At 46.7% G+C, this 17,115-nt stretch carries 14 protein-coding genes; 12 read left to right on the forward strand and 2 right to left on the reverse strand.

The window, feature by feature from the left end:
- Entirely contained in the window at positions 1-1,179 is a 1,179-nt protein-coding gene (locus tag LROSL1_RS03540) for a cation:proton antiporter (RefSeq protein ID WP_178913787.1), read from the forward strand.
- 578 nt (positions 1,180-1,757) lie between these two features.
- Here the strand turns inward: LROSL1_RS03540 and LROSL1_RS03545 are convergent.
- Positions 1,758-2,231, reverse strand: coding sequence for an Rrf2 family transcriptional regulator (locus LROSL1_RS03545; protein ID WP_178913788.1), 474 nt, complete (start codon positions 2,229-2,231; stop codon positions 1,758-1,760).
- A 49-nt stretch (positions 2,232-2,280) separates the two neighbouring features.
- Complete coding sequence (helD, locus tag LROSL1_RS03550; RefSeq protein WP_178913789.1) at positions 2,281-4,626, reverse strand: RNA polymerase recycling motor HelD; 2,346 nt, start codon at positions 4,624-4,626, stop codon at positions 2,281-2,283.
- A gap of 957 nt (positions 4,627-5,583) precedes the next feature.
- Here helD and trpS point away from each other — a divergent pair.
- The 11 genes from trpS (at position 5,584) to rsmA (ending at position 17,040) form a co-directional block, all read left to right on the forward strand.
- Entirely contained in the window at positions 5,584-6,618 is a 1,035-nt protein-coding gene (gene trpS / locus LROSL1_RS03555) for a tryptophan--tRNA ligase (RefSeq protein WP_017260535.1), read from the forward strand.
- A gap of 64 nt (positions 6,619-6,682) precedes the next feature.
- Positions 6,683-7,618, forward strand: a complete 936-nt coding sequence (locus LROSL1_RS03560) for a Ppx/GppA family phosphatase (RefSeq protein WP_017260534.1) — start codon at positions 6,683-6,685, stop codon at positions 7,616-7,618.
- 4 nt (positions 7,619-7,622) lie between these two features.
- Positions 7,623-8,903 (forward strand): hydroxymethylglutaryl-CoA reductase, degradative, encoded by a 1,281-nt coding sequence (locus LROSL1_RS03565; protein WP_178913790.1) that lies wholly within the window; start codon positions 7,623-7,625, stop codon positions 8,901-8,903.
- Positions 8,904-9,490: 587 nt separating this feature from the next.
- A complete protein-coding gene (locus LROSL1_RS03570) occupies positions 9,491-10,459 on the forward strand; it encodes an IpaB/EvcA family protein (protein WP_178913791.1) in 969 nt (322 codons plus the stop codon).
- 34 nt (positions 10,460-10,493) lie between these two features.
- Positions 10,494-11,201, forward strand: a complete 708-nt coding sequence (locus LROSL1_RS03575) for an NAD-dependent protein deacylase (protein ID WP_178914916.1) — start codon at positions 10,494-10,496, stop codon at positions 11,199-11,201.
- An 82-nt stretch (positions 11,202-11,283) separates the two neighbouring features.
- The gene (locus LROSL1_RS03580) at positions 11,284-11,604 is read left to right on the forward strand and encodes a hypothetical protein (protein ID WP_178913792.1); all 321 of its coding nucleotides are present in this window, start codon (positions 11,284-11,286) and stop codon (positions 11,602-11,604) included.
- A gap of 106 nt (positions 11,605-11,710) precedes the next feature.
- Positions 11,711-12,559 (forward strand): DUF72 domain-containing protein, encoded by an 849-nt coding sequence (locus tag LROSL1_RS03585; protein WP_017260529.1) that lies wholly within the window; start codon positions 11,711-11,713, stop codon positions 12,557-12,559.
- 120 nt (positions 12,560-12,679) lie between these two features.
- Complete coding sequence (gene metG / locus LROSL1_RS03590) at positions 12,680-14,719, forward strand: methionine--tRNA ligase (RefSeq protein WP_026017014.1); 2,040 nt, start codon at positions 12,680-12,682, stop codon at positions 14,717-14,719.
- 25 nt (positions 14,720-14,744) lie between these two features.
- Positions 14,745-15,524, forward strand: coding sequence for a TatD family hydrolase (locus tag LROSL1_RS03595; RefSeq protein ID WP_178913793.1), 780 nt, complete (start codon positions 14,745-14,747; stop codon positions 15,522-15,524).
- Positions 15,524-16,075: a ribonuclease M5 gene (gene rnmV / locus LROSL1_RS03600; protein ID WP_178913794.1), complete on the forward strand. Its 552-nt coding sequence runs from the start codon at positions 15,524-15,526 to the stop codon at positions 16,073-16,075. The genes LROSL1_RS03595 and rnmV overlap by 1 nt, the downstream gene beginning before the upstream one ends.
- Positions 16,076-16,137: 62 nt before the next feature.
- The gene (rsmA, locus tag LROSL1_RS03605; RefSeq protein WP_178913795.1) at positions 16,138-17,040 is read left to right on the forward strand and encodes a 16S rRNA (adenine(1518)-N(6)/adenine(1519)-N(6))-dimethyltransferase RsmA; all 903 of its coding nucleotides are present in this window, start codon (positions 16,138-16,140) and stop codon (positions 17,038-17,040) included.
- Positions 17,041-17,115: the final 75 nt, after the last annotated feature.

Genomic DNA, 17,115 nt, shown 5'->3' on the forward strand with positions numbered 1-17,115 from the left:
ATGGCGTTTATTGGAACGCTGATTTTAATACTTGTTGCCACAACGATTGCCGGTCACTTTTCTGCACGGGTCGGCATTCCGGCCGTCATTGGCGAACTCCTCATCGGGATCATTATTGGTCCCGGTGTTTTGAATTGGGTCCATAATAGCAGTGCGTTATCTGTATTTGCTAACATTGGGGTCATCTTACTGATGTTTATGGCTGGGCTTGAAAGTAATCTTGCGCAGTTAAGGAAGGTACTGCGCCCAGCGCTGGCGGTGGCAGTATGTGGTGTCATCTTGCCGGTCGTCTTAATGGGTGGCGTTAGCCTTGCGTTTGGCTATCACTTTACGGAGGCACTGTTTATTGGTGTGGTTTTCTCGGCCACCTCAGTCAGCATTTCCGTAGTGGTCCTACGTGAATTTCACGCATTGGACACACGTGCCGGGGCGACTATCCTTGGCGCAGCGGTCGCTGACGATATTATCGGGGTGCTGTTGCTAAGTTTGATGGTTGCCCTGATTGGGGGCGGCGCAGGTGAACACGGCAACACTAATATGGGACTTCAATTCTTGTTCCAAATTGGTTTCTTTGTTGCGGCGTACTTGCTCGTCAAATGGATTGCGCCGATGCTGATGCGCATTAGCGAACGCTTATTGATTCCAACCGCCCGTACCGTAACGGCTGTGGTTATCTGTTTGGGAATGGCTTACTTAGCAGAAGTCGTTGGTTTATCCGGTGCAATCGGCGCATTTTTTGCCGGCATTGCGGTGGCCCAAACGCATGTTAAGCAAGTTATTGACGACCACATTGAACCAATCAGCAATGCATTCTTTGTACCGGTATTTTTCGTTAGTATTGGCTTGAACGTGACGTTTGCACATTTCGTTACATCGTTACCGTTTATTGTCTTGATGACAATTTTAGCTGTTGTCACTAAATGGTGGGGCGGCGAGATTGGTGCGCGGTTAACTGGCTTCTCAAAAAGTGGCAGCCGGGTTGTTGGCACGGGGATGGTTGCCCGTGGTGAAATGGCTTTAATTACGGCACAGATTGGCTTTGATGCCCATTTGTTAGCAAACGGACTTTATGTTGACATGATCTTTGTGATCGTCTTTTCAACATTGGCTGCACCGCTATTGTTGCGGTGGGCGTTGAGCAAGGACGATGCAACAGCAGTTTCCACATCAGATAAATAACCGTGTATTACGCTTACGGTTGTCAACAGTGATACGCTCGCCGTGGGACCGGTTCAAGCCTGCAAACCGCAGTCTTTCACCTCGCCGCAGAGCCTCGTGAAACTCCGAGTCTCTCTGACCGTCCGTGCTATAAATTCGAGTAAACCATTCGAATTTACAACACTTTCACGGCTCGGTATCACTGTTGACGCCCTCCAGCTGACTTAGAAGTCTAGTACCTAAGAAAATCAATCGTAAATTAGATTGTGGATACACTGTGACAAATCACGTTTTTTTTGACTGTTATATGAGTGGAGCTGACTTGAAATAGAGTTCCGTGTCGACACCACTTAATGGCATGGTTTTGGCCATTTAGTGGTGTGGGACGACTTCTGAGACGGTTTGTGGCTCAGAATCGAGGTAGAAAACCGCGTTTTGGGCGGGTTGAGACCGGTCCCAGGGAACGGCGTTTCAAGGCAGTGTAACGGGTACGACGTGGTACTGCTGATGTTGAGGTCAGTGCAACGCACTAAAATTGATATGAATACAAAAGCAGCGCCACTAAACAAAGATTGAAAGTTTAGTGGCGCTGCTTTTGTTTAACTCTGTTTATTAACTAGATTGATGAAATAACCATGGTCATGCATATCGTTCTTTAGATCGGTCATGGTAAATCGATGGTAGAACTTCCGATAATCGGTATCCGCCAAGGTAAACAAATCCGTGAGGGTCTCGCCAATATTTGCTGAAATATCCGTCGCATCCGTGTCACTTTTGGTTAATCCCTTAGAATCGCCGGTAATAAAACGGGCATAACTGATGGTCGGCGGAATGGTGAGGTCGTACAATTCGCCGACATTCATGTCGGACAGTGGCCGCTGAAGAAGATAACCACCGTTTTTTCCAACAGATCCTTCAATGTACCCCTGCTTATGCAAGACGGATAGGATGTTACGGATCATCACCGGATTCAGTTGAAGTGACTTGGCGAGCTCAGCACTCGTGATTTTACGTGGCCGGCTTTCGTCCAAGTAAAGCAGGCTATGGACGGCAACGGAAAAGTCTAATTTCATGGGAGACCTCTTTCTGGAACGACAATTTCATCAATAGTTAAAACGGATTTTATAACTCATGTTCAATGGACAGTAATTCGGGAGAAACATGACTAATGACAGGACTTGCTTCACCAATGGTGACTAACGATAAGTGGTGCATCGCCCGTGACGCAATCGTATAAAGAATTCCAATTGCATCGTCGGTTGGGTAATTGCTGATTGAAACATCGTAGGCAATGACGGAATCGAATTCGAGTCCCTTTGCTAAATAAACGGGTAGCACAATGACTCCCTTGGGTAATGTGCGGTCCATATCATTTAACAGGGTGATGGGAAAGTCACGGTGAAGCTCACGGTAGACTTGCTGAGCGGTGGTAACGTCCTTCGTTAAAATTGCGACGGTGCCATACGTATCAAGTTCTGTCTGCACCAGTTCCTTAGTGGCACTGATGGCGTCTTGTTCATTATACCGCAATAAAATCCGCGGCAAGTCGCCGGGGCGGTTGAACGCTTGAATTTGGTCACCATCCGGCAATAATCCTTTGGCAAAATTGGTGATTGGTAGGGTGGAACGATAGCTTCTGCTCAACGTGATTAAGTTTGGCCGTTTGGCATTAAACGCTTGGGCGAGATTATCTAATAGTTCCTGTGGCCGCTGCATACGGTTGAACAAGGCCTGCTCGCTATCCCCGAGAAGGGTGAACTTAGCTTTTGGAAATGCGTGACGGAAGTAACACATTTGGGTCATTGAATAGTCTTGCATTTCATCAATGAATAAATAGGCGATGCTACGGTTCTGACCGCCGCCGGTAATGAGATCTCGCAAATAAAGCAGTGGCACTGCGTCATCTAAACTGATGCGGTGATATTCGATGTTTGTGTCGAAATCTTGTTCATGCATGTCCCAATGATCGGCGTCAACGTTTGCGGGTGTTACCGTTTGTAGAAAATGATCATATTGGCGGTAAACATCGAGAAAGTAATTATTGAATAGCGCGTCATACACTGGCTCGTAACGTTTGCGAACGATTTCTCGCGACGCAAACGCGACTTCATCATCGAGCTCCTTGAATCGGCCAACCCGTTCACCTAGCAAATCGTGATAGTGCTCGGTATCCAAATTATCGAGCTCTTCGGCAACCCAATCGTCTTTTGCGTCCGTGCGGATTCGCCGTTTGAGCTTTTTAATCAGCCTGTTCTTAGTGGCGAGAATTTTACCAGTCGTGCTCATTGTTTCTGGTTGTTCTGCATAAATGGCAGCAATCGCTTCCTTGGTGAAGAAGAGTGAACCATCAAGGAGGATGTCGTTGAACCGAATGTCCTGGGTTGGCACATGTTTACAATAAGCCGTGACAGCTTTAACAAACGCGGTGCTTTCAAGATAGTCACGGACATCTCGGAACATTGGGTTGGTGGCATCAGCGTCTGATTCATAGCGTTCAAATAATGTTTGTACGTTGAGACCTTGTAAACGTTGGGTGAGAAAATCGTCCAACGTGACCTGACGCATGTTGCGTTCCCCTAAACTTGGAAGCACTTCTGAAATGTAGTGACTGAACAAACGGTTAGGGGAGAATAGAATCATTTGGTCGGCTTGCAGTTCACTTTCACCACCGTTACGGCTGTGATAGAGCAAAAAGGCAATCCGCTGAAGAATGGCTGATGTCTTACCTGATCCGGCTACCCCTTGAACGACCAATAAATCAGAGCGAGTGTCACGAATTATATCGTTTTGCTCCTTTTGAATGGTAGCAACGATGTTTTGCATCACTTCGTCGTTTTGCTGTCCTAAAACAGCCTGAAGCATTTCATCACCAACTGTTTCATTGGTATCAAACATGTTTTTGATCTCACCATCCTTAATGGTGAACTGGCGTTTCTTCTTCAAATCCGTCGTTTGTTTGCCAGCAGGTGTCGTGTAGGCGACTTTGCCGAGTGTGCCGTTGTAATAGATACTGGAAATGGGCGCCCGCCAATCGTAGACAACAAAGTCCTGAGCTTCGTTGGTGAGCGAAAATGTCCCAATGTATAAAGATTCTGGTTTGGATTCGCCGGCATCCTGAATGTCGATGCGTCCGAAATAAGGTGATTCTTTGAGCTGTTTTAAATTGTCGAGCTGCTGACGAATGGTCGCTTCGTTAGTCACGGCCAGATAAACTAATTGTCGTTGCTGTTGCAGCTGCGCATTGGTTTCCATCGCATCATCGACTTCAAACGTGTTGACTGATGCGTTTTCAGCATAGTTTTTCTGAATGGCGCTAGTTTCGTGGTGTGCCCGTTCGAATTGTTGCTGATTGTCGACCAACTGGCGGTTGATCTCGTCCATGACTTGATCTACACGCTGCTGTTCATGCTGTCGTTCTTCGTTATTCAAATAATTAGCCTCCGTGTGATCAGTGACAAGTCTGTTCATGAAGCCCCGAGACCTCATGTGAATTACTAAAAGTCCGCTTCTGCTTCCGGTTGGCGGTGGTGAAAACCGCTGTGGGACCGGATCAAGCCTCCTGAAAATCGGAGTCTTTCACCTCGCCTTGAAGCCGAAAACCGCGTCTTCAAGCGCATCCGTGTTGTAAATCCGGCCCAAACCGCCGCACTAACAACACCTTCACAGCAGGTTTTCACCACCACCAACCTCCAGCTACCACTATGTTGCCCTAATACACTGACCCGATGCCTGATCATTGATTTTTGGAATCATGGTGAGCATTTATAACAGTGTGTTGAACTTGGGCAACTGTAACAGTAGTGGAGTCGGTCAGGGACAGAGTTTCGTGAAGGCAATCCTTGGTGGCGGGGTGGGCCACTTAGGATTGCAGGACGAGCTTGAAGACTCGGGTTTGTGAGGCTTCAAGTTGAGGGCTTAGACCGTTCTAGGGGCTAAGCCCGGTCCCATGAAACGGCGTCCCTGACAGACGGAACGCAGACATTTTATCTAGGGTTTGAATTAAATGTCTAAGTGTATCTAAAATTGTTGGTAACTAAACGCAAACCATTTTATGCGCGAAAAAGGTTTGTGTCAATCATGTTGAATTACAGTTTGTGTGGCTGTGATACTGGGCTTTGACAGGATTTACGAAAGCCGTTATAATTAATTTATTGACCATGTTTTACCAGCTAATCGTAGAGTAGGTCTAACTACAGCGAGACTGAGATGTTGAGAGCCAGTCATCACGACCGAAGTGGGCAGTTAGCTATCAGGGTTAATCAACTAAATGACATTAATAAAGCGGGATGTCGTGTGCGTTTGCGCGCCACACATCCAAAATAGGTGGCACCGCGGGTAACCGTCCTATGATGACAATACAGTATTTGTGTTGGCGTCAGGGGACGGCTTTTTGTTTCTAACGTTAACACGAAAAAGGAGACCAATATGGCAAATGCAAATGAGAAAAAAATAATTTTAACGGGTGACCGGCCAACGGGTAAGTTGCACATTGGTCACTACGTAGGCTCTTTGAGAAACCGGGTTGCTTTACAAAATTCTGGTGACTACGAGACGTTTATTATGATTGCTGACATGCAGGCGTTGACAGATAACGCGCGTGATCCAGAAAAGATTCGTAAGAGTTTGACAGAAGTGACGCTGGATTACTTGGCCGTTGGGATCGATCCGAAGAAGTCGACGATTTTAGTTCAGTCGCAAATCCCCGCCCTCAACGAATTGACCATGATCTACTTAAACTTAGTCACCTTAGCCCGTTTGGAACGAAACCCAACCGTCAAGTCAGAAATCAGCCAAAAAGGTTTCGGCCAAAGTATTCCCGCTGGTTTTTTAACGTATCCAGTGAGTCAAACGGCTGATATCACAGCGTTCAAGGCGACAACGGTGCCAGTCGGAGATGACCAAGAACCAATGCTGGAACAGGCGCGGGAACTCGTTCGTTCATTCAATAGTGCTTACAACAAAGATATTTTAGTGGAACCAGAAGGGGTATTCCCGCCAAAGGGCGAAGGCCGGATTCCTGGTTTAGATGGCAACGCGAAGATGAGCAAGTCACTCGGTAACGCGATCTATCTGTCAGATGACGCTGATACGGTCACCAAAAAAGTCATGTCGATGTATACCGATCCTGAACATATTAAAGTGAGCGATCCTGGTCACGTAGAGGGAAACACTGTCTTTACCTACCTCGATATCTTTGACCCAGACAAGGAACATGTTGCTGATTTAAAAGCGCAATACCAAGCTGGTGGTCTCGGTGACGTTAAAATCAAACGTTACTTAAATGAAGTGTTGGAAGCAACGTTAGCACCGATTCGCAAACGGCGTGCTGAATATGCGGCCAACATGGACTACGTTTACAAAGTTCTTGAAGATGGTTCAGCTCATGCCAATGAAGTCGCTAACAAAACGCTTCAAGAAGTTCGTGACGCGATGGGCATCAACTACTTTACACAACGCTAGTCAGCCGTTAGCCAGGCTCGTATAATGGTGACAGCAAGTTTGATGAAGAACGAGGTAACCAAGGATGGAAAATTTAGCGATTGTCGATTTGGGCTCTAATTCTGTCCGAATGGGTGTCACTCAGATTGAAGATGACGGCTCCTTTAAGGAAGTTCGCCGGATTAAAGAAGACACCCGTATTTCCGAGGGCATGGGTGCTGAAAAACGGTTGACTAAAGTGGCAATGGATCGGACTATTGCCGCATTGGTTAACTTTAAAAAAGTTTATGAAAACCTCCCTAATCTGACCGTCCGGGCGATTACTACGGCGGCAGTTCGCCAAGCGGTCAACCAAAAAGAATTCCTTGACCGGGTAAAGCACGAGGTTGGACTGTCCCTTCAAGTGCTGTCGGGGGACGACGAAGCCTATTACGATTTCTTAGGCGCCATCAATGCGTTGCCATTAGATGACTGCCTCATTTTGGATACTGGTGGTGCTAGTTGCGAGCTGATTCATGTCGCTAAACGGCGAGCAAAGAACTTAATTAGCGTGCCATTTGGCGCCGTTAATTTGTCAGAACAATTTCATTTTGGGGACGTCATTACCGCTGGTCATTTATTCTCCGGTCAAGTATTTGTTCGCAAACGTCTACAAGATGTTTGGTGGTTGAACGAGGCGATGCATTTACCAATCGTGTTACTTGGCGGGGCTAACCGAACGTTGGCACGAATCAACCGCAAGGCTCAGAAGATGGCCCGTGTCGAAGACATTCACGGATACCGTTTGAAAACAGAAACGGTGTTCAACACGTTTGACCGCTTGATTTCGAAGAATAACAAACAGCGACAAGCAATCGATGGCCTTGAATATGATCGCGCTGACATTATTGTTGGCGGCATGTTGCCATTGGTTGAATTATTACAATTGTTGGATTCCGACCGGGTCATTTTTTCAGAAAGTGGTGTGCGCGAGGGCATCGTATCTGAGTATGTCAGCAAGCACCCACGGTATAACGGGTGATCACATGACAGATGATGAGAAACAGGCCATGAAAGAGCAGCTTGCTCAATTTCGCCGATTGACGTGGCAGCAACGTCTGACAGTTGCCAGTCAGTTAGGCGACCTAACGACGATTCAACGGCAAATGCTGGCCGATAATGCCAGTGAGGATGATGCCCTGCTGACAGAAAACTACTTGACGAGTTATCATTTGCCAGAAGGATTGGCTGCGACTATTCGCATGAATGGTCATGACTATCTGGTGCCAATGGTAACGGAAGAACCCTCTGTCATTGCGGCCGCTAGCTATGGTGGTAAAATGGCCGCCAGCGGTGACGGCATCGTCACGCGGACGGATACCAACTTGCTGATGGGGCAGATTGTCTTTCAAACGGTGACGGTGGCTGAAATTAGTCGTTTTGTGACGCCCAATGAAGCAAAATTGCTGTCACTGGCTAATCAAGCGCATCCAAGCATCGTTAAGTACGGTGGCGGTGCCCGCAAACTGCGCGTACGTGCGCTAGGAAAGGGCTTTGTCAGCGTTGATTTGTTTGTCGATACTGGTGAAGCCATGGGTGCCAACATTATGAATAGCATGCTGGAGGCTCTCGGCCATCATTTACAGGATGTCCTTGAACAACATCCGGTGATGAGCATTTTAGCAAACGATGGGCAGCAGACGTTGGTCACGGCAGCGGTAAATGTGCCGGTCGCCAATTTAGCAAAGCATAATGCGGCAGTTGGGCTAACGGTTGCTAAACGGATCGTTGCAGCTAGCCAGATTGCTCAGCTGGATGTCAGTCGTGCAACAACGCACAACAAAGGCATCATGAACGGTGTCGATGCCGTCGTAATGGCGACCGGTAATGACTGGCGGGCCGCTGAAGCCAGTGCGCATGCGTACGCAGCCAGAGACGGTCAGTATCGTGGCTTATCTCGTTGGCAGTTGGCTGGCAATCTGTTGGTTGGTTCGCTAACGATGCCGATGCATTTGGGTGTTGTTGGTGGTGCGACGGCGTCATTGCCATTGGCCAAACTGAATCAGCAGATTCTACAAGTCAAGGATGTTGCTACGCTAAACCAACTGACAGTTGCTTTGGGATTGGCCCAAAATCTGGCAGCGTTGCGAGCACTGGTCAGCGAAGGCATCCAACAGGGGCATATGCAACTGCAGTACCGCAACTTAGCAGTCGCAGCAGGTGCGACACCGGAGCAGGTGCCAGCGGTGGTCGAAGCGCTCAAAACGCACGCCCATCCATCCGTTACCTTAGCCAAAGCAATCGTCACCAAGCTCAATCAGCAATAACTTTTATTGTCAGTGTTTTAAAGTTTGTTTCCGCTTCCGGTTGGCGACATTGGAACGCCGTCGTGGGACCGGTTCAAGCCTTCTGAAAATCGAAGTCTTTCACCTCGCCGCCGAGCCTCCGCGACCGTCCATGCTGTAAATTCGGAACCTAGCCGAATTAACACCATTTTCACGACTTGGTTCCAATGTCGCCGCCCTTCAGCTGATGTAACAGTGTTCAGGCTATGTATATGTATACGTTAACTGGCGTTAGATGACAGACAGACGCCGACTTACTGATAGGAAGAACAGTGTGTGGTTTTACTGAGCTGTAACAATGTTCGAAATTTGTTGAGTATAGTTAATGACACTTGCAAGTAAGTTGCGCACTGTAGCTGGAGGTTGGCAGCGTTGAAAAAACTGTGAAAGTGATGTTAATGAAGCGGTCTTTGCTGAATTTACATCACGGACAAACTTGCGGGCTCAAACCGGTCCACACAGTGGCTTCAACGCGGACAACCGGAGGCGGAGGCTTAAAGTAACCAATCGTAACTTGGTATTAAATGTGAAATCAATAATGAAGTTTATGCAGAAATAAAGGAGTAAACATGGCAGACATTAAATTAGCGCCAGCGGTTCAAACATTGTTGGACCAAGTCAACGAGTTGTTTCCTGGCACAGTAATGGTCCAGTTCGGTGACAAACACGCCGGCTACGTTCGTGATGATCAGGTTGAACAACATGTGTTAAAAGACCGTTTGTTGATCTGGGTTGACGATATTACTGCACCCCAGTATTCAGCGGCTCACGAACTGAGTCACTTATTGATGCTGTTGCAAGGCTTTCCTCAGATCGAGTTTAACCTCACGTTTGGTGACGACGAATTGGATGAACAGCTGATGGCCATGTCGACCCAGTTGTTTAATATCGTGAACCATGTGGTAATTTTTCCAGCCTTGGCGGGTCATGGCTTGATTGACGACAAAGTCAGTGATGAATTTTATAACGGGATTTTTGCGACGATTGATCCTGAACCTGAAACAGGTGCTGAGGATGACGCACAAAATGCGTTACGTTTGCTCGTGTTGCTGGATGCGCTCGTGTTTTATGGCGAGGGCATCAGCAAGCATGAAAAAGAATTAAGCACCAACTTCCCGAAGACTTATGCAGCTGCCAAAAAGCTGTACGATGTGATGATGGCTAAAAAAATCAATACACCATTTGAGGTTCGTCGGGCACTGGTTCGTTTGTACAAGGCATTTGATGCACAATTAACCGACTGGGGTTTGCCAGCGTTGAATAGTACAGCGTTTACAACGGTTACAAGTGTGTTGAGTGAACGTCAGTTGCGATTGGAAATGCGTCAGATGTTTGAAATTTTCCATTCTGATTTGAAAGATAAAGAGTCTGGGGAACGGGCTTATGTTGCATTGAATCGTTCTGATCGTCAAAATGCATTTGTGATGACGCCGCCTAAGGAAGACGCGGATAGTTCTTCGTTTTTCAAAGAAGTGTATGATACGCCGGTTAAGGATTTTCTTGAGGCGCATAACATTAGTTATATCGTGCGGGATTAGTTTGACGTGATTGGCAAATGGAGGGTGGTTCGTGATGACAGAGAATTTGCAAACATTGTTCGATCAAGCACAACACATTACGTTTATGACTGGTGCGGGTGTTTCGACTGCTTCAGGTATTCCTGACTACAGGTCTAAGTCCGGGTTGTATTCAGCCAAGTTCAAGGGCTTGCCACCAGAGTATTTGTTGAGTCATGACTGCTTTGTTCAGCAGCCTGAAATGTTCTATGATTTTGTGAAGGAGAACTTGTATTTTCCAGATGCCAAGCCAAACGTCATTCACGAAAAAATTGCAGCCTTGTGTCAATCAGGTCGGGCCTCGTTGATTACACAAAACATTGATAATCTGGACCGAACAGCTGGTAATGATCAGGTTGTTGAGTTCCATGGTAATTTGTATCGCTGTTATTGTAGTAAGGACGGCGAGCAGGTTGATTGGCACGACTATATGAAATCCATGTATCATGACACTGACCACGGAATCATTCGCCCAGACATTGTGTTGTACGGTGAGTCTATCTCGGAGTCTGCACTACAGCGGTCAATGGCCGCTATTGAAGTGGCCGACCTATTAGTGATTGTTGGTACTTCGTTTAAGGTATATCCATTTGCCGGGTTGATTAATTATCGTCAGCCCAATGCTAAGCTGGTTGTGGTAAACAATGAACCAATTCCAGCAGGTAGCGTAACGGCTCAATATTCCGGCGACGCAGAAACGTTTTTTGCCGGTCTAAAAGGTTAAATCAATTGCGTTTTGGGCCGGACTTTCTTACAATTAATGTATTATTAAATGCAGGTGCCATGAAGGAAGTGGGTGACAGAAGATGAATCGTGATGATATTTTTGCCCGGCTTGGGAGTTTACTGTCACAGATGAAATGGGTCAATCGACTACAACTATTATTTGATTTCTTAATGTTTTACGGTGCTTGGCAAGTGTTCTTTGGCGCCCAACCAGCAATGCTGTTTGGTGTCGCCATGCCACGAACGAATGCCGCAATGGTGACCTTCCTGTTTGCGATGATCAGTTGGTCATTTTCTGCCATTCGCAGCAATTACCGGTGTCAGGGACTGATGTTGATCAGCACATTGAAGGGCAAGACCTTATCTGAAGAAGAGACCAACGTTATTCGTCAGTTTAAGTAACGCTAACCATATTTAAAGATTACGCAACGGTGCCCATAATGGTGGCACCGTTTTTGTTAGAAATTAGTGCAAAACACGAGGAACTGGCTAAAAGGGGGACAACGAATTGATTACGATTGGATTATCGACATGGACGCGGCATCCACACTTAATTCACGATGAACAGCGTGATGTGCTGTTTTCTGAGTACGCTGGCGTGTTTCCACTGGTTGAATTGGATACGTCTTTTTATGGCGTGCCCAGTGTTAAGACCGTCACCAATTGGCGTAATCAAGCGCCGGATGGCTTTCAGTATATTTTGAAGGCACATCAGGTGATGACACGTCATGATGATGCAAAGTCTGAACAAGTTAGTGATGATGAGCGCTGGCAAACGTTTAATCAATTCCGTCGCGCAGTGGTTCCGTTAGTCAAGGCGGGGATGCTGGCAACGGTGTTATTTCAGTTTCCGCCATACTTTACCCGAAATTTAGACCATATTCGTTACCTACGTGACGTGCGGGTTCACATGGGCGATTTGCCGGTTGCGGTAGAATTCCGTGATCCCAGTTGGTATGAGGGTAGCTTGAGCAAGGACGTGTTTGATTACTTAACCAGTCTTAACATGACTTACGTAATTGCTGACGAACCGAACGATGGCAATCGCGGCGTGCCATTTACACCGGTCGTAACAACGCCAACAGCAGCGTACTTCCGATTTCACGGTCAGAATCGCCGCGGCTGGTTAGATCACCAAGGTGACTGGCGTAAGGATCGAACCAATTATCGGTATTCGGATGATGAGTTGGCTCGTTTAGGTGAAGCTGTTAAAACAGTGAGCCAACAAGTTGACCAAACATATGTGATCTTCAACAATAACGGGCATCGAGACGCCGCCGCTAATGCGGAAAGCCTGCGTGATCAGCTGGGATTAACGTTTAATGGATTGGGTCCGACCCAATTAGATTTATTTTGAGAAATTCTGTTTGATAAACTCCGTAGCCGTGCAAAGTGCTATGGTATACTTATTCAGACTAACGAGGTGTTCGTGATGCCAAACATTGCGGGCTCGCGAACTAAAGGAGAAGATTTGTTCATGGCAGAAAAAAAGCCGACTTACTACATTACTACGCCAATTTATTACCCGTCTGGCAAGTTACATATCGGGAATTCATATACGACCATCGCAGTCGATGCCGAGGCGCGTTACCGGCGGTTAATGGGTAACGACGTCTTCTTCCTGACTGGAACAGATGAGCACGGTCAAAAAATCGAAGAAAAAGCCGAATCTTTGGGTAAACAGCCGAAGGAATATGTCGATGGCATGGCTGCCCAGATTAAAGAACTGTGGAAGTTGCTGGAAATCAGTAACGACAAGTTTATTCGAACAACCGATGATTATCATGAGGCCGCTGTTCAGAAAATTTTTGATCAGTTATTGGCACAAGGCGATATTTACAAGGGTCACTATGAAGGCTGGTATTCTGTGGACGATGAGGAATTCTTTACGGAATCCCAGTTAGCAGAAGTCTTCCGTGATGAAAACGGCAAAGTGACCGGTGGGAAAGCGCCATCTGGTCACGAGGTCGTGTGGACTGATGAGGAATCTTACTTCTTCAAGATGAGTAAGTACGCCGACTGGCTGATGAACTATTACAAAGAACACCCAGATTTCATTATTCCAAACACGCGAATGAATGAAATGGTGAAGAACTTCTTGGAACCTGGCTTGGAAGACCTGTCCGTTTCTCGGACGAGTTACAAGTGGGGTGTGCCAGTTAAAACTGACCCGAAGCACGTGATTTATGTGTGGGTTGATGCACTGTCCAACTATATTACAGCGCTGGGTTACGGGACTGATGACGACAGCAACTTCAAGAAGTACTGGCCAGCTAACGTTCAAATGGTTGGTAAAGAAATTGTCCGTTTCCACACCATTTACTGGCCAATTATTTTGCACGCACTTGGCTTACCATTGCCAAAGCACGTGGTTGGTCACGGCTGGTTGTTGATGAAGAATGGCAAGATGAGTAAGTCAAAGGGAAACGTCATTTACCCAGAGACCCTGGTTCACCGGTACGGACTGGATGCTTTACGGTACTACTTGTTGAAGGCAATGCCGTTTGGTAACGATGGTGTATTCACGCCGGAAGACTTTGTCGATAAGATTAATTATGATCTAGCCAATGATTTGGGGAACTTGCTGAACCGGACTGTTGCCATGGTTAATAAGTATTACGACGGGGTCGTGCCAGCCTTTGAAAGCAATGTCAATGAACCCGACGCCGATTTGGAACAAACGGCTGTGGACACGATTGCCGAATACCACCAGCTGATGGAAAGCCTGCACTTTGCGGATGCTTTGTCAGCGGTTTGGAAGCTCGTTTCACGCACAAATAAATACATTGATGAAACAGAACCATGGACGTTAGCTAAAAAGGCTAATGATGGTGATGACAAACGTTTGGCAGCTGCCATGAGTCATTTAGTGGCCAGCCTGCGGGTGATTGCATTACTGATTCAGCCAATCATGACACACGCACCAAAAGAAATTTTGACGCAGTTGGGGTTGCCAACGGATGCTGATAGTATGCAGATTGAAGGCTTAAAGATGGCCGATCTGCCGGTTAACAGTCAAGTTGTTGCGAAAGGAACCCCAATCTTCCCACGTTTGGATGCACAGGAAGAAGTCGACTTTATCCAATCACAAATGACTAAGACGGATAAGCAAAAAGGCCGTTCTGCAATGGCAGCGGCTGCTGATTCTCAATGGGAACCAGAAAACGTCACCCTGAACTTGACGAAACCTGAAATCAAGTTTGATGAATTTGATAAAACGGAGATTAAGGTTGCCGAAATCAAGTCGGTTAAACCAGTTGAGGGTGCAGATAAGCTGCTACAATTCCGTTTGGACGCTGGCGATCAACAAAATCGGCAGATTCTCTCAGGTATTCACGAATGGTATCCTGATTATGAAAAGTTAACCGGTAAGAAAGTACTGGCCGTGACAAACTTGAAGCCACGTAAGATGCGTGGCCAAATCAGTCAAGGAATGTTGTTGTCGACTGAACGTGACGGAAAAGTGACGCTGGTTATTGTGCCAGACAGCCTGAATAACGGGGATGTTCTGGGATAAATCAATCTCACTAACGGAGATAAAGATGGAAATTTTTGATTCACACACTCATTTAAATGACGACACCTTTTATGAGGAAGCCGCATCATATAATCAACACGCCGCTGCTGCCCATGTTACGCGGATCATGAACGTAGGTTCGGATGCCAAACTGAATGAACGTGGGATTGAACTAGCACATCGTTATTCAAATATGTGGGCCGCAGTTGGTTGGCATCCGGAAGAGGTTGCCACTTATAACAATGCGGTTGAGGAGACCATGATTGGTCAACTGCAGGATAGTCGGGTGATGGCACTCGGCGAAATTGGTTTAGATTATCATGTGGATAATCTCGATGCTGTCGTGGACGACCAAAAGCGCATTTTTGCTCGCCAAGTTGATATTGCTAAATCACTGGGTAAGCCGGTCATTATTCATAATCGTGATGCGTTTGCGGATACGTACGCTATTTTAAAAGCGGCGGATATTCGTGACATCGGTGGGGTGATGCACAGCTTTAACGGTGATCCAGAGTGGCTCAAGCGCTTTTTGGATCTCGGAATGGTCGTGTCTTACTCTGGCGTTGCCAGCTTTAAAAATGCGCATGAGGTTCACGATTCTGTTAAACAAACGTCGTTAGATCGGATGTTAGTGGAAACCGACGCGCCGTACCTGACGCCGGAACCACATCGCGGTGAACAGAACGAACCGGCAAACGTGGCCTTCACGGTACAAGCCATTGCCAAATTGCGTGAGCAGACAGAGCTGGAAATTGCGGATGCGACATTTGCTAACGCGAACCAATTTTTTGGGATTGAAGATTAATGGACAAGTTAAAAGAAGTGTTGGTTGTTGAAGGCAAGGATGATACCAAACGCATTCAGCAGGCTGTAAACGCCGATACGTTTGAAACGAACGGGTCGGCACTTAACAAAACAAAGCTGGCTCAAATTAAACAATTGCAGGCGACGCGTGGCGTTATTGTGTTGACTGATCCCGATTTCAATGGTGAACGATTGCGTAAACTAATTAGTGCTGCGGTCCCTGATGCTAAGCATGCGTTCATTACGCGCAAGCAAGGTGTGCCAGAGAATGTGGGCGGTAGTCTGGGTGTCGAGCACGCAGACCCTGCTGTCATTAAGTCAGCTTTGCAGCATTTGTCTGCCGGTTCGTTAGACGATAAGCCGCTGATCTTTCAGCAGGATTTGTTGGCAGCTGGCCTAGTTGGGCAAGCAGAGTCGCGGCAACGTCGGGAGAAACTCGGTGAAGTGTTGAATTTGGGTTACGTCAATGGCAAGCAACTGCTTAAACGACTTCAACTTTTTCAAGTAAGCCGTGAAGATTTTAAAAAAGCAGTTCAACAATTAGATCAGTAACGTTGATAAATCACGTTGTTGAGTTCATAAGCTAAAAACATCGAATTGTTCAAGGAGACTAGATGACAGAATCAAAACGGGCTGACCGCCCCGATATTGCTAATCCCGTTCGTACGCGGGCAATTATGAATACGTATGGGATCGCAGTAAAGAAGAGTTTAGGTCAAAACTTCCTGTCAGACGTTAACATTTTGCACAACATTGTGAGTGCAGCTGACATCACAGATGACGATGATGTCATCGAAGTTGGACCTGGGATTGGCGCACTGACAGAGCAATTAGCTCGGTCTGCCAAGCGCGTGCTGGCTTTTGAAATTGACCAGAATTTAATTCCCGTATTGGCGGAGACGTTAGCACCATATAAAAATGTCGACGTCGTCAATGCTGACATTTTAAAAGTTGATTTAGCGGACGAAATTACCAAACACTTACCGGATGCCAAAACTGTCAAGGTAGTGGCTAACTTGCCTTATTACATCACGACGCCCATTTTAATGGGACTCGTGAGTGCACCGATCGACTTTGCTGCGATTGTTGTTATGATGCAGAAGGAAGTGGCGGAACGGTTGAGCGCTGAACCTGGAACCAAGGCGTACGGCGCGTTAACATTAGCGGTTCAATATAAGATGCAAGCACGCCTGGCGTTTACCGTCTCACGGACGGCGTTCATTCCTCAGCCAAACGTGGATTCTGCCATCGTGACGTTGACACCGCGTGAACCGCTAACTGAAAAGCCATTCAGCGATGATGCATTGTTTCGGTTGATTCGTGGTTGTTTTGCTCACCGCCGCAAGAGTCTTTGGAATAATTTACAAAGTATCTTCGGTAAGGCACCAGCTACAAAAGTTGAATTGCAAGCGAGTTTGGACGAAATGGAATTGGCCCAGTCCATTCGTGCCGAAAGGTTATCATTAGAGGGGTTCATCGCGCTAACAAACGTTTTACACACGCACAATCTGTTTTAACTGCTTGGGAGATGTACGGAGTTTCCTCATTGGAACAATTGCAAAAAGTACTTGACCATGATATACTGTTATGCA

Source organism: Furfurilactobacillus rossiae (assembly GCF_013394005.1).
In the GTDB taxonomy this organism is placed as follows: domain Bacteria; phylum Bacillota; class Bacilli; order Lactobacillales; family Lactobacillaceae; genus Furfurilactobacillus; species Furfurilactobacillus rossiae.